Below are 14,403 nucleotides of genomic sequence, written 5' to 3'. Positions count from 1 at the left end.
AGGCCATGGAATTTAGTCAACACTAATTCACATCCAAAAACAAAGCCCCCATTACGGGGGCGATAGAAACAGAAATTAATCATTAATGGCTCTATGTCCGATGTCTTTTCGGTAAAAAGCACCATCGCAGTGCAACTTCTCAAGTTCACGGTAAACTATATCACGGGCTGCCTTCAGCGATTGAGCTTTTGCGCCAGCCAGCAATACACGGCCCCCGTCCGTTATGAACTGTCCGTCGCTGTTCCTTGCTGTGCCTGCATGGAAAATATAAGCCTCATCAGAAAGACTGCCGATTCCGTCCAGTACATACCCTTTTTCATATGCCTCCGGATATCCGTTTGATGCGACGACAACTCCAACCATTGCTTCCTGATCCCATTCAATAACAGGAGTTTTGCCGTCAAGCAGCTGCAAAATAGCCTCGATCAGGTCTGTTTTCATCCTCGGGAGGATCACCTGGGTTTCTGGGTCGCCAAAGCGAGCATTAAACTCAATCACTTTCGGCCCTTGCTCCGTTTTGATCAAGCCTGCATAGAGGATGCCTGTAAAGCTCCTGCCCTCTTGCACCATTGCTCTGGCTGCCGGTTTAAGAACGGTTTCTACTGCCTCTGCCACTGTTTGTTCTCCGATATGCGGAACTGGAGAATAGGCGCCCATCCCCCCGGTATTAGGGCCTTGATCACCGTCAAATGCACGCTTATGGTCCTGGGCGATTTCGAGCGGCATAACAGTTTCACCGTTGACAAGCGCCATCAATGAAAATTCTTCCCCCTCCAGGAATTCCTCCACGACGACACTTGACGAGGCATCACCAAATTTAGCACCAAGCATCATTTCTTCAAGAGCCGTCAGGGCCTCCTCGTCAGTTAAAGCAACGGTAACCCCTTTTCCCGCAGCCAATCCATCTGCTTTTATAACAATAGGTGCCCCTTTTTTCTCAACATAGGCCCGTGCTTGGGCATAGTCCGAAAACACCTGGAATTCGGCGGTTGGAATATCGTATTTTTTCATGAGGTCCTTTGCAAAAGACTTGCTGCCTTCAATGATAGCCGCTGACCTGCCAGGGCCGAATACCTTCAGTCCTTCGGCGATGAACTGGTCAGCCAGCCCTTCAAAAAGAGGAACTTCAGGGCCGATGATCGTCAATTCAATCTGTTCTGCTTTCGCAAATTGAACAAGATCGCCGTGGCTGCCTTCATCAATATTGACCCGTGCCGCGCAGCTCTCCATCCCCGGGTTCCCTGGTGCCACGTAAACACGGGACACTAACGGGCTTTCACTTACTTTGCGGCAGACCGCATGCTCCCGGCCTCCCCTTCCTATAACCAGTACCTTCATCCGAAGCACCTCCGTGTATTAATGTTTAAAATGGCGCACGCCTGTAAAGACCATTGCGATGCCATATTCGTCCGCTTTCTTGATGGAGTCTTCGTCCCGGACCGATCCGCCTGGCTGGATGATTGCTGTAATTCCCGCTTTAGCCGCTGCCTCAACCGTATCGTCCATCGGGAAAAAGGCATCAGATGCCAATGCGGCACCATTTGCTTTATCGCCAGCCTGCTCCAGCGCAATCTTTGCCGCGCCGACGCGATTCATCTGCCCTGCCCCGATTCCAAGTGTCGAATCCTTCCCGGCGACGACAATCGCATTGGACTTTACGTGTTTTACGACTTTCCAGCCCAGCTTTAACGCTTGCCACTCTTTTTCGGTAGGCTCCCGTCGTGTTGGCACCGTGACGTTTGCATCCTCAAGTCCAAAGGTGTCCTGCTCCTGAATAAGCAGGCCGCCTTCTATTGAAGAGAGCTGCATTTCCTTTTTATCAGCTTCTTTAAAAGGAACAGTCAGCAGCCGTAAATTCTTTTTCCCTGATAAAATCGCCAAGGCTTCGTCGCTGAAGGACGGGGCGATAATGATTTCTAGGAAAATTTCATAAAGCTTCCGCGCGGTCTCAGCATCCACTTCCCGGTTAAATGCGATGATCCCGCCGAAAATCGATACCGGGTCAGCTTCAAATGCTTTCAAAAATGCTTCATATACAGTTGAACCTGTTCCAACACCACATGGATTCATATGCTTGACGGCTACGGCTGCCGGATCCGTAAATTCCTTGACGATCTGCAGGGCTGCCTCCGCATCATTGATGTTGTTGTACGATAATTCCTTGCCGTGAAGCTGCTTTGCGTTGGCTACCGAGAAAGCCGAGCCCAGCGGTTTTCGATAAAATGCTGCTTTTTGATGCGGGTTTTCTCCATAGCGGAGAGCCTGCTTCAGTTCATATGTGACCGTCAATTTTTCAGGCTGCTCTTCACCTGACAGCCCTGTCATGTATTCGGCAATCAGCGCATCATAAGCAGCTGTATGACGGAAAACCTTGGCAGCAAGCCTCCGGCGTGTTTCAGGCTCTGTTTTGCCGTGTTTCCTGAATTCGTCGAGTACAGCCGGGTAGTCCTCAGGGTCAACCAGCACAGTGATGTACTCATGATTTTTGGCTGAAGCCCGGAGCATGGCCGGACCGCCAATATCAATATTTTCGATCGCTTCTTCTACCGAAACCCCGGGTTTCGCTATGGTAGCCTGGAATGGATAAAGATTAACACATACTAACTCAATGGGAACGATACCATGTTCTTCAAGCTGCTGAAGATGCCCTGCTTCACCTGCTTTGGCAAGCAGCCCGCCATGGATGTTCGGATGAAGTGTTTTTACCCGGCCTTCAAGGATTTCTGGAAATCCGGTTACATCACTGATGCCAATTACTGGAACTCCTCCGTCCTGAAGTGCTTTCTTCGTCCCGCCGGTTGAAATGATTTCAAAACCGAGTTCTGCCAGTTCTTTTGCAAAGTCCACAATCCCTGCTTTATCTGAAACACTGATCAATGCCCGCTTCTTCGTCATCTTGCTGCCTCCCTGTCTAGCTCCAGCGCCTAACTCCTTAGGTCGTAAGTCAAAATCCTCCAGAAGGCAAAAAAGCGCCTTCCTGCGGCGTTCCCCTTACGCCTGTCGGAATTGCACAGGATGTGCTGACGTCGATGTTGCCACATGACGTGGCGTTCTTAGTCGGCGTTCCGGTATCTTAGGCGCTTCCGCTTTTCTGATTGTCTCCCCAACGGCTCTACGCCCTAGGTAAAAATCCAATTTTTTTATTCATAATCTGTTCAAGTACCTCAGGGTAAAGCCGGTGCTCTACCTGCTGAATTTTGTCCTGAAGTGTAGATTTCGTCTCTTCATCTGAAATCTGAACTGCTTGCTGGGCAATAATGGGCCCGGTATCCATGCCTTCATCGACGTAATGTATAGTGACGCCCGAAACCTTTACCTTGGCAGCTATTGCCTGTCCCACCGCGTCCCTGCCCGGAAACGCCGGTAAAAGGGAGGGGTGTATATTCACAATCCTGCCCTCGTAAGCGTTCAATAGTGTGGCGCCGACTAAACGCATATACCCTGCGAGAACGATAAAGTCTATTTCCTTTCCCTTTAATTCCTGCAAAATTACTTCTTCGTAAGCCTTTTTTCCCGGATAGTCCCCCGGGGTAAAAACAAATAAGGGAATTTGCTCCACGCCGGCGCGCTCGACCACGAAGGCTTCCGGCCGGTCACAGACGAGCAAACCGATTTTTGCATTTAGCTTGCCTGCCTTGATGGCATCGGCTATGGCCTGAAAATTGCTGCCGCTGCCTGATGCAAATACGGCTATCTTTTTCATGGCCGTCCTCCGGCTGGCTCGATCGTAATGTCCCCATCTTCAGTCACTGCGCCGATTTCAAAAGCTGTTTCTCCGCACGCCTCGAAATGCGCGAGGATACGCGGAGCGGTTTCAGGTGAAACAACAGCGACCATGCCAATGCCCATATTAAAAATATTGTACATCTCTTTCCTGTCAAGCTTGCCGATGTCCTCCATCAACGCAAAAACAGGGGGGATAGGCCAACTGCCTTCTTCAATCAAAGCACCTAGTGCCGCCGGCAGCATCCTTGGAATGTTCTCGATAAATCCGCCGCCGGTAATATGGGCCAATCCTTTGACCTCGAATTGCTGCAGGGCTGACAGCACTGGTTTCACATAAATCTTTGTAGGCTTAAGCAGCTCTTCCCCAAGCGTTGTTTCAAGTTGTTCCACATATCGGTCAAGACTCCAGCCAGCTTCCTCCAAAAAAAGCTTGCGTACAAGTGAATAACCATTGCTGTGGATGCCGCTCGATGCCAGTCCGATTAATTTGTCGCCCGGCCGGATCGTTTCCCCTGTGATTATTTTTGATTTTTCACAGGCACCGACCGAAAAACCAGCCAAATCGTACTCATCGGTATCGTATAGGCCCGGCATTTCGGCAGTTTCCCCGCCAACCAGGGCACAGCCAGCCTGTTCACACCCGTCGGCGATCCCTTTTACAATCAGTTCGATTTTTTCCGGTTCGGCTTTTCCGCATGCAATATAATCTAAAAAGTATAAAGGCTCTGCCCCCTGGACAACGATATCATTAACACACATTGCGACAGCGTCAATCCCGATCGTATCATGGCGGTCGGCCATAAAAGCGACCATCAGCTTTGTCCCGACTCCGTCGGTTCCGGAAACAAGGACCGGTTCTTTCAAGCTGAGGGAAGATAGGTCAAACATGCCTCCAAAACCGCCTATGCCTCCAAATACTCCCGGGCGGGTGGTCCTGTTTACATGCTTTTTGATGCGTTCAACCGCCTCATAACCTGCTTCTATATCGACACCTGCTTGCCTGTAGGCATTAGCCATTTGCATTCATCCCCCGCTGTTAATCATTTTAAGCAGTTTCTAATCTAGCATTTTTCCGCACTTTGGAGTGCGCCTGGGTATATTTCAGTAGGATACTTTCCGGTAAAACATGCAAGGCACTGGCCTCGCGTTTCTCCGTTGTCCTGCCTGCCGATTGCTTCAAGCATCCCTTCCACACTCAAAAACGTCAAAGTGTCGGCTCCGATCATTCGCCTTATTTCCTCGACCGAATGGTTTCCGGCAATCAGTTCGTCTTTTGTCGATGTATCAATCCCATAAAAGCATGGGTTTTTTATCGGCGGCGAGCTAATGACAACATGGACTTCGGTTGCCCCTGCTTCCTTCAGCATCGAAACAATCCGCCTGCTTGTCGTCCCGCGAACGATCGAATCATCCACCATAATGACCCGCTTTCCTTCTACTACCCCGCGGACCGGTGACAGTTTCATTTTCACACCCTGCTCCCTTAATGACTGGGATGGCTGGATGAATGTCCTGCCCACATACCGGTTTTTGATCAAGCCCATTTCATAAGGAATTCCTGATGCCTCAGCGTATCCGATTGCAACGGAAATGCTGGAGTCCGGAACGCCTGTTACAACATCGCCTTCGACCGGGACTTCCAGCGCAAGCCTTTTACCAAGGTTTTTCCGGGCGGTATGAACATTTATGCCATGAATATTGCTGTCAGGCCTGGAAAAATAAATATATTCCATTGTACAAATGGCTGTGTTCGAATTGAATGAGTACATTTCAGACCGCAAGCCCGCATTGTCGATGATCAGCAGCTCACCTGGGAGGACATCACGGACAAATTCCGCCCCGATAATATCGAATGCGCATGTTTCTGATGCCACAACATAGGCATCCCCCAACTTCCCCAGTGACAACGGCCTCAAGCCGTGAGGATCCAGCGCCACCATCATCTCTGTCTCGGTCATGATCAAAAACGCGTAAGCCCCTTTCAGCATGCTCAAGGCATTTTTCACACGGTCCTTCAAAAGCGGGAATCCGCTCCGTTTGATCAGATGGGCCAGCACTTCTGTGTCAGAACTTGTCTGAAAAATACTGCCCTGCGCTTCAAGCTGATGCCGTAGTCCGTCGGCATTGACCAGATTCCCGTTATGGGCAAGTGCCAGGCTGCCGCTTTGTGAATGAAACAGGAGGGGCTGGACATTTTCATACCCGCCGCCGCCCGCAGTTGCGTAACGGACATGGCCGATCGCCGATTTTCCGGATAATTCCTGCATTACTTCCGCAGTAAATACTTCCGTTACAAGGCCTTCCCCTTTTTTGCCTTTCAGTTCGGTACCGTCTGTAATGACAATCCCTGTTCCTTCCTGGCCCCTGTGCTGCAGGCTGTGCAAACCATAGTAAGTAATTTGCGCTGCATCGGTATGGCCCCATATGCCAAAGATTCCGCACTCCTCGTTTAATCCTTTTATTTCAGCAAGCATGGAATGGCTCCTTTCCAGGCTTCTCTCAGTTTTTGAATTTCAGCAGAGACAACTGTATCACCGTCAACAGAAATTTCCAGGACCGGCTCGGCCGTTACTTCGCCGATCAGAACCGCGTCTGTCAAGCTTTCAAACTGCTGCTTTTGTTCTTTTTTCACCGATAAAATAAACCGGGACTGTGACTCGCTGAAAAGAGCTGACACTTTATCGCCATTTAACTCTATATTCGCTCCAAGGCCGTTTCCACCAAACAGGCTCTCCGCAAGTGCCACAGCTGTTCCTCCTTCTGAAACATCATGCGCCGATTGGATTAAACCGGACTGAATGGCCGTAAGCACCTGTTGCTGGTATTTTTTTTCTTTCTCAAGGTCAAGGGCCGGCGCTTTTCCGAATATCCGTCCATAAACAAGCTTTTGCAGCTCGCTTCCGCCAAACTCAGCGGCTGTGTCTCCAAGCATGTAAACGAGGTCTCCCGGCTGTTTAAATGTTTGTGTCGTCACATGGTCTAGCTTATGGACAAGCCCAACCATCCCGACAACAGGAGTTGGATAAACAGCGGTGCCATTTGTTTCATTGTAAAGTGATACGTTCCCACCGATCACTGGTGTTTCCAAGGTACGGCATGCTTCACTCATGCCGTCTGCCGCTTTCTCCAGCTGCCAGAAAATTTCCGCCTTCTCAGGGTTCCCGAAGTTAAGGCAGTCTGTGATGGCCAGTGGCTCTGCACCTGAGCAAACGATATTTCTGGCTGCCTCCGCCACGGCGATTTTGCCGCCTGTTTCAGGATCAAGATAGATATAGCGTGAATTGCAGTCAGTAGTCATCGCCAGTGCTTTTTCCATACCGCGGATACGCACGACCGCAGCGTCGGAGCCCGGGGACACCACTGTATTGGTGCGGACCATATAGTCATACTGGTCATAAACCCATTCCTTGCTTGCAATTGTCGGTTGCTTGAGCAGTTTTACCAGTGTTTCTTCATAATTTTCGATTGCCGGGATCTCATTTTCCATTGCCTGAAAATCACGGAAATATTGAGGCTCACGTGATGGCTTTTTGTACACTGGCGCTTCCTCAGCGAGCGCGTCTGCAGGCACTTCAGCCACAGTTTCGCCGTCATGCGTCAAGCGCAGCATTTTATCATCTGTCACTTTGCCGATTGCAACAGCTTCTAACCCGTATTTTGAAAATAAGTCAGCGATTTCTTGTTCTCTGCCTTTTTTTACAACAATCAACATCCGCTCCTGTGATTCAGAGAGCATCATTTCATATGCCGTCATGCCGGTCTCCCGCTGTGGCACAAGATTGAGGTTCATTTCAATGCCTGACCCGGCCTTGCTTGCCATTTCAGCCGAAGAGCTTGTCAGCCCGGCAGCCCCCATGTCCTGTATGCCGACAAGAGCATCGGACTGGATCAGCTCAAGGCAGGCTTCCAGCAGCAATTTTTCCATAAATGGGTCACCAACCTGGACAGCCGGACGTTTTTCTTCCGACTGTTCTGTCAATTCCTCAGAAGCGAATGTCGCCCCGTGGATTCCGTCCCGTCCAGTTTTGGCGCCAACGTACATGACCGTGTTCCCGACACCATGTGCCTGGCCTTTTTTAATATCCTTATGGTCGATCAGGCCGACACACATCGCGTTCACGAGCGGATTGCCGTCATAAGCGGCGTCAAACTGGACTTCGCCGCCGACTGTCGGGATGCCGATACAGTTTCCGTACCCGGCGATGCCTGCTACAACTTCTTCGAATAAATAACGGACCCGCGGGGAATCAAGCTCGCCGAACCGAAGTGAATTTAATAGTGCGATCGGCCGTGCTCCCATCGAAAATACATCGCGGATAATGCCTCCAACCCCAGTCGCTGCGCCCTGGTACGGCTCAATTGCCGACGGGTGGTTATGGCTTTCTATTTTAAAGACGACAGCTTGGCTATCGCCTATATCAACGATTCCTGCTCCTTCACCCGGCCCCTGCAGGACACGCTCGCCTGTTACAGGGAATTTTTTCAGTACAGGCTTGGAGTTTTTATAGCTGCAATGTTCGGACCACATGACGGAAAAAAGCCCGGTCTCCGTATAATTAGGCAGACGTCCAAGAATGCTTTCAATCATGCTGAATTCCCCGTCGGACAGACCCATCTGTTGATAGATCTTCTCCGCTTTAATTTGCTCCGGACCTGGTTCAAGCTTTAACCGCATGAGTTTCCCTCCATTGTTTTACGATTGATTGAAACAACTTCAGCCCGTCCGCTCCGCCGAGCAGCGCATCGACCGCGCGCTCAGGGTGAGGCATCATTCCAAGCACGTTTCCGCGTTCGTTGATAATCCCTGCAATATCCTCAAGGCTACCGTTAGGGTTGTTGCCGTTATAGGTAAACACAATCTGGTTATTCGTTTTCAATTTATCAAGAGTCTTTTCGTCACAGTAATAATTTCCTTCGCCATGTGCAATGGGAATGTTTATAATTTCGTTCTTTTTGTATCCTGAGGAGAACATCGTCTCATTGTTTTGGACCTTCAGCCCGACAGTCCGGCAGATAAATTTCAGGCTTTCATTCCGGCGCATAGCCCCCGGCAAGAGGCCCGCTTCCAATAGAATCTGGAACCCATTGCATACACCGAGCACCGGCTTTCCGGCTTCGGCAGCCTTGACGACTTCTTTCATCACGTTGCTGAAACGCGCGATTGCACCTGACCGTAAATAGTCGCCGTACGAAAATCCGCCAGGAAGCAGGATACCGTCGTACCCATCAAGGTTTTCAGCATCATGCCACGCATATTCGGCTTCTTCACCAAGTTCATCTTTCACAGCATGGTACATGTCGACATCGCAATTGGATCCCGGAAACACAATCACCGCAAACCTCACTTGGCAACACACTCCTCGATTTCGTAGCGGTAGTCCTCAATCACCGTATTGGCCAGGACGCGGCTGCAAATTTCCTCTACAGCTTCCTCAACGCTCCTGCCTGTATCTTCAAGTGTCAGCTCCATATATTTGCCGATGCGGACATCATTGATGCCTTGATATCCAAGTGTCTGCAATGAATTTTTTACGGCTGTCCCTTGCGGATCCAGTACGCTTTCTCTTAACGTGACATACACTTTTACTTTGTACATGCTGGTTGTCCTCCCAATCTGGCTAAAATTGTGTTGTAAGCATCGGTAAGGTTTCCTAAATCCCGGCGGAAAACATCTTTATCAAGCTTCTCGCCGGTGTTTTTATCCCAGAGGCGGCAAGTGTCCGGCGATATTTCGTCGGCCAGCAATATGTCACCATTATCGTCTTTTCCAAATTCAAGTTTAAAATCGACCAGGCGGATGCCAATTTCATCAAAAAAGCCTGTTAAAACAGTGTTAACTTTCAGTGCTTTTGTTTTGAGCAATTCGAGTTCTACCCCACCTGCCAATTGAAGCTCAACGATATGGTCTTCGGTAATAAGCGGGTCGCCAAGCTCATCATTTTTGTAGTAAAATTCAACAATTGGCCGGCTAAGCGGGCGGCCTTCTTCGATGCCGAGCCGCTTTGTCATTGATCCGGCAGCTATATTGCGAACCACGACTTCCAAAGGAATAATCTCCACCTTTTTGACAAGCTGCTCTGTTTCTGAGATTTTCTTAATAAAATGCGAGGTAATTCCCCGTTCTTGAAGCTTTAAAAACAGCAAACTAGCAATCTCGTTATTCAAGCGTCCCTTACCTTCAATCTGTGCTTTCTTTTCCCCGTTGAAGGCCGTTGCGGCATCCTTGTATTCAATCCAGACAGTGCTGTCGTCATCGGTCCGGTACACGCGTTTTGCTTTTCCTTCATAGAGCAGTTCCAGTTTTTCCATTTTTAAAGCCCCCGTTTCCATGTAAAAAGATTGGGAATTTTCTTCATAGCGGGCAAGGATCGACTTGCCCGCCATGTTACAAACCTAAACGGCTGAAAATAGTATCGACGTGCTTGATGTGATAGTTGTAATCAAAGCAATCCTCAATTTCAGCAGGTGATAATAGCTTCGTGATCATCTGATCGCTCTCAACAAGGCCCCGGAATGGAATCTGTTTTTCCCACGCTTCCATTGCCCTCGGCTGGACGGTATCGTAAGCTTCTTCACGGGACATCCCTTTATCGATCAAAGCGAGCAGCACCCGTTGGGAATAAATCAACCCGAGGGTTCGGTCCATATTGCGCTTCATATTTTCGGGGAACACTGTCAGGTTTTTAATGATATTGCCAAAACGGTTCAGCATATAGTTAAGCGCAATTGTTGCATCCGGCAAAATGATCCTTTCCGCAGAAGAGTGGGAAATATCGCGTTCATGCCAAAGCGGCACGTTTTCGTAAGCTGTCAACATGTAACCCCGGATGACCCTCGACAAACCTGTCATATTCTCAGAGCCGATCGGATTGCGCTTATGCGGCATTGCCGATGATCCTTTCTGGCCTTTAGCGAACAACTCTTCGACTTCCCTCGTTTCACTCTTTTGCAGCCCGCGGATCTCCACGGCAAACTTTTCGATGGAGGTTGCGATCAACGCAAGTGTCGACATATAAAAGGCATGGCGGTCCCTTTGGAGCGTCTGAGTCGAAATGGGAGCCGGCTGAAGGCCCAGCTTCTCACACACGTACTGTTCAACAAAAGGATCTATATTCGCGTAGGTTCCAACCGCACCGGATAATTTTCCAAATTCAACGCCTGCGGCCGCCTGTTTGAAGCGATCAAGGTTCCGCTTCATTTCCTCATGCCAAAGGGCAAGCTTCAGCCCGAATGTTGTAGGCTCGGCATGGACTCCATGCGTCCGGCCCATCATCACGGTGTACTTGTGTTCCTGCGCCTTATTTCTTAAAATCTCGATAAAACGTTCGATGTCATTTAAAAGTATCGTATTTGCCTGTTTTAACAGGTAGGATAAAGCTGTGTCCACTACATCAGTGGAGGTGAGGCCGTAATGGACCCATTTCCGTTCCTGTCCAAGTGTTTCGGAAACCGCCCTTGTGAATGCAACCACATCGTGCCTTGTTGCTTCTTCTATTTCTTTGATCCTGTCAATATCAAACGAGGCTTTTTCACGGATTTTATTGACATCCTCTTTAGGTATTGCGCCCAGCTCAGCCCATGCTTCGCAGGCAACAATTTCAACCTCCAGCCATGCTTTAAACCTGTTTTCTTCCGTCCAAATCGCTCCCATTTCCGGGCGCGTGTATCTATCTATCATTTGCTTTGTCCTCCGATCTGTTCTGTCGTTCTTTCCCAGATGCCACTTTGGTCAGCCTCTTCAATTGCTTCACTTACCGAACTGCGCAGAATTGTCACATGGCCCATTTTGCGGTTCGGTTTCGCTTCTTTTTTTCCATACAGGTGGATTTTCCAGTCCTTAAGTTCTTTTAGCCTGCTGATGACCGGTGCCTGGTGCTGGCCAAGGATGTTCACCATCACCGCAGGTGTTAACAGTTCAGTGCTTCCAAGCGGCCAATTGCAGACTGAAAGGATATGCTGTTCGAACTGTGAAGTCACACAGGCTTCGATCGTAAAATGTCCGGAATTGTGTGGCCGCGGGGCCAGCTCATTAATTAGAATTGTATCTTGTTCGGTCAAAAACATTTCGACAGCCAGTGTACCGGCCAGGTCAAGGGAGACTGCAAGCTGCGTGGCTAACTTAGTTGCCTCCGATTCGGCCTGTTTGCTGATTCTTGCCGGGACAATGGTCTGGTGAAGGATATTATTTCGATGAATATTTTCCGCAACCGGGAATACTGTAGTTTCACCTGACATATTTCTTGAAACAATGACGGAGATTTCTTTTTTGAATGGTATCCATTTTTCCAGAACACACTTGCCCATGTACAGCAATTCCGCCGCGTTCGCTATATCTTCTTCATCACGGATGACGAGCTGCCCTTTTCCGTCGTAGCCCCCCCTGGCGGTTTTTAATACCGCCGGGTAACCCAGTTTCGCCAAGCCGACATAAACATCTTCTAAATGTTCAATGATTTCATAATCAGCGACCGGTATTCCTGCTTTTTGTATTGCCTGTTTTTCACTGATCCGATCCTGTGTAATTCGCAATAAAGATGTGCCCTGCGGAACATATGCGTTCAGTTCCAGCCAGGAAAGTGCGTCGGCATCTATATTTTCAAATTCATATGTCACTACGTCGCTGATTTGGGCCAGCTTTTGGACTGCCTGTAAATCATTGTACTCACCAATGATTTGCTGATCCGCTACCTGGCCGCACGGACAATCGTCCACAGGATCCAAAACGGCAATCCGGAATCCCCGGGCTTTAGCAGCCATAGCCATCATTCTGCCCAGCTGCCCTCCGCCGATTATACCAATTGTTTGTCCAGGTAAAATCATTTTCTCAGACAAGATCATCACTGCTCTCCAATACTGACACTTTTGTTTCAACTCTTAGTTTCTCCAGATTCTTGGCTACTTGCTCATCAGATACGGATAAAATTTGAGCGGCCAGGAGCCCCGCATTAGTAGCGCCGGCCTTGCCAATAGCAACCGTTGCAACCGGCACCCCGCCCGGCATTTGTACGATGGACAACAGTGAATCGAGCCCATTCAGTGCTCTTGATTGAACTGGTACCCCTATCACCGGAAGTGTGGTCTTCGCTGCGACCATTCCTGGTAGGTGGGCGGCTCCGCCCGCCCCGGCAACAATCACTTTAATTCCTTCACCTCTTGCGGTTTCCGCGAATTGAAACATCAAGTCTGGTGTCCTGTGTGCAGAAATCACTTTTTTTAAGTATGGAATCGCCAATTGATCAAGCATGTCGCATGTATGCCTCATCGTTTCCCAGTCGGACTTGCTTCCCATGATTACTGCCACTTGTGCCTTCATTACATTTCCTCCGGAATCAAATATTTGTAAAAATAAAAACGGACAAACTACGTCTCTATTTAAAGAGAAAGTAGTTTGTCCGGGCGCGTGAAAAAGGGAATACCATTCAATAGCCATTCGGATCCTGTGGGATACCCCGGATTCCGAATGATTGTAATGGTTGCCTTTTAAAATTCCGACTACTCTCCCTCATAGTCCAATAATTTACGGTTATTGGGTAGAAACTCATGGGCCATATCCCCATTATTATACGAAGGAAATATCATCTATTATCAACATAACCATATTAACAACTATTCCATTAGATTGTCAACCAATTGGCGAACGATTTATCTAAATCAAAAACTATTGTTCGGGTTTTCAATTCATGTCTAATTTTGCTTCGAACACGATCTGTCGGCCAGCCGGTTCGTACTCTAAAGATCCGTCATTTATCATTTCCTTGAAAATGGGCTTTTCCATTCTTCTGACAGGAATGTAGCCTTCTTTTTTAATTCTGTCGAGGCAATCATCAATCGTTTCATTGTCGAGCACTTCAAATATCTTTTTCTTTGGTTTGCTCATGAAAACAGCTTTCCTTTCCGGACCGTCTTTACCCAGAACCCTCCGTGGATGGTTTTTGGCTCATAAGAAATGATAAACGCCTTCGGGTCCAATTCTTTGATTGTCTGGTACAGCTTCAATTCATACTTTCTTGGAGTCAGGATTTGCATGGCCATCCTATCCCCTTCCAGTCCGTTTGCTGCCCAGTTTGTGACTCCGTAACCTTTTTCCCTTAGAAGTTTGGGTAGTTCTTTATCATACTCCTTTGTGATCACGTTAACTGTTATATATCCGAGCGCGAGTTTTTCCTCGATTTTCATTCCCACCAATACGCCGATCCCATAACCGATGGCGTACGCAATGAGATTCTGTATCTCATTCAGATTCTCAAGCACAAGGCCGAGACCTACTACATATATCACTACCTCTATAATGCTGATAAACGCAGCCAAATACCGCTGCCCTTTTAGAGTGAGGATCATACGAATCGTAAAGAACGTAACATACACTATATTGATGAGTAGAATGATTACTATCATGGCATAGCTATTATGAAGCATTTGTACACTCCCTGTCTAGTTATCGTCTTTGCTGTACACACCGTCATACTGTTTGCACAATAAAATAACCCTTGTTTAAGGTTTTCCTCATTACGAGGGATTGAAACCTTGCAATCTATCCTTATTGTCGATTGTTAAATTATACAGAATATTTATGTAAAAAAAAAGAACATCTGGAATTTACCAGATGTTCTTCCTTGCCCGGCGGCGTCCTACTCTCACAGGGGGAGAACCCCCAACTACCATCGGCGCTGAGAAGCT

Annotated in this window: 14 protein-coding genes and 1 riboswitch; all 14 genes read right to left on the bottom strand. The window is 48.5% G+C overall.

Annotated features, from left to right (window positions below; all coding sequences use genetic code 11):
- Positions 1-75: 75 nt before the first annotated feature.
- Positions 76-1,338 carry a phosphoribosylamine--glycine ligase gene (gene purD, locus CVD19_RS02495; protein ID WP_101580301.1) on the bottom strand — a complete coding sequence of 421 codons (1,263 nt, stop codon included), beginning with the start codon at positions 1,336-1,338 and terminating at the stop codon, positions 76-78.
- 18 nt (positions 1,339-1,356) lie between these two features.
- Positions 1,357-2,895, bottom strand: a complete 1,539-nt coding sequence (gene purH / locus CVD19_RS02490; RefSeq protein ID WP_101580300.1) for a bifunctional phosphoribosylaminoimidazolecarboxamide formyltransferase/IMP cyclohydrolase — start codon at positions 2,893-2,895, stop codon at positions 1,357-1,359.
- A gap of 217 nt (positions 2,896-3,112) precedes the next feature.
- A complete protein-coding gene (purN, locus tag CVD19_RS02485) occupies positions 3,113-3,703 on the bottom strand; it encodes a phosphoribosylglycinamide formyltransferase (RefSeq protein WP_101580299.1) in 591 nt (196 codons plus the stop codon).
- A complete protein-coding gene (gene purM, locus CVD19_RS02480; RefSeq protein ID WP_101580298.1) occupies positions 3,700-4,743 on the bottom strand; it encodes a phosphoribosylformylglycinamidine cyclo-ligase in 1,044 nt (347 codons plus the stop codon). Before purM ends, purN begins: the two co-directional genes overlap by 4 nt.
- Positions 4,744-4,787: 44 nt before the next feature.
- Positions 4,788-6,200, bottom strand: a complete 1,413-nt coding sequence (gene purF, locus CVD19_RS02475; RefSeq protein ID WP_101580297.1) for an amidophosphoribosyltransferase — start codon at positions 6,198-6,200, stop codon at positions 4,788-4,790.
- The gene (gene purL, locus CVD19_RS02470; RefSeq protein ID WP_101580296.1) at positions 6,185-8,401 is read right to left on the bottom strand and encodes a phosphoribosylformylglycinamidine synthase subunit PurL; all 2,217 of its coding nucleotides are present in this window, start codon (positions 8,399-8,401) and stop codon (positions 6,185-6,187) included. Before purL ends, purF begins: the two co-directional genes overlap by 16 nt.
- Complete coding sequence (purQ, locus tag CVD19_RS02465; protein ID WP_101580295.1) at positions 8,385-9,071, bottom strand: phosphoribosylformylglycinamidine synthase subunit PurQ; 687 nt, start codon at positions 9,069-9,071, stop codon at positions 8,385-8,387. Before purQ ends, purL begins: the two co-directional genes overlap by 17 nt.
- A complete protein-coding gene (gene purS / locus CVD19_RS02460) occupies positions 9,068-9,322 on the bottom strand; it encodes a phosphoribosylformylglycinamidine synthase subunit PurS (protein ID WP_101580294.1) in 255 nt (84 codons plus the stop codon). The genes purQ and purS overlap by 4 nt, the downstream gene beginning before the upstream one ends.
- Entirely contained in the window at positions 9,310-10,035 is a 726-nt protein-coding gene (gene purC / locus CVD19_RS02455; protein ID WP_101580386.1) for a phosphoribosylaminoimidazolesuccinocarboxamide synthase, read from the bottom strand. The genes purS and purC overlap by 13 nt, the downstream gene beginning before the upstream one ends.
- A gap of 76 nt (positions 10,036-10,111) precedes the next feature.
- Entirely contained in the window at positions 10,112-11,404 is a 1,293-nt protein-coding gene (gene purB / locus CVD19_RS02450; protein WP_101580293.1) for an adenylosuccinate lyase, read from the bottom strand.
- Positions 11,401-12,564, bottom strand: coding sequence for a 5-(carboxyamino)imidazole ribonucleotide synthase (gene purK, locus CVD19_RS02445; RefSeq protein WP_180953481.1), 1,164 nt, complete (start codon positions 12,562-12,564; stop codon positions 11,401-11,403). The genes purB and purK overlap by 4 nt, the downstream gene beginning before the upstream one ends.
- On the bottom strand, positions 12,551-13,039 hold the full coding sequence (gene purE / locus CVD19_RS02440; protein WP_101580292.1) for a 5-(carboxyamino)imidazole ribonucleotide mutase: 489 nt from the start codon (positions 13,037-13,039) through the stop codon (positions 12,551-12,553). Before purE ends, purK begins: the two co-directional genes overlap by 14 nt.
- A gap of 172 nt (positions 13,040-13,211) precedes the next feature.
- Positions 13,212-13,313, bottom strand: a riboswitch (purine riboswitch).
- Between the two features lie 86 nt (positions 13,314-13,399).
- Positions 13,400-13,603, bottom strand: coding sequence for an NETI motif-containing protein (locus CVD19_RS02435; RefSeq protein WP_101580291.1), 204 nt, complete (start codon positions 13,601-13,603; stop codon positions 13,400-13,402).
- Positions 13,600-14,142 (bottom strand): DUF2179 domain-containing protein, encoded by a 543-nt coding sequence (locus CVD19_RS02430; RefSeq protein ID WP_101580290.1) that lies wholly within the window; start codon positions 14,140-14,142, stop codon positions 13,600-13,602. Before CVD19_RS02430 ends, CVD19_RS02435 begins: the two co-directional genes overlap by 4 nt.
- Between the last annotated feature and the right edge of the window lie 261 nt (positions 14,143-14,403).

This window comes from Bacillus sp. T33-2 (assembly GCF_002860205.1).
Taxonomy (GTDB): domain Bacteria; phylum Bacillota; class Bacilli; order Bacillales; family Cytobacillaceae; genus T33-2.
Note: the sequence above shows the minus strand (reverse complement) of the source record. Positions and strands in the feature narration are given on the sequence as shown.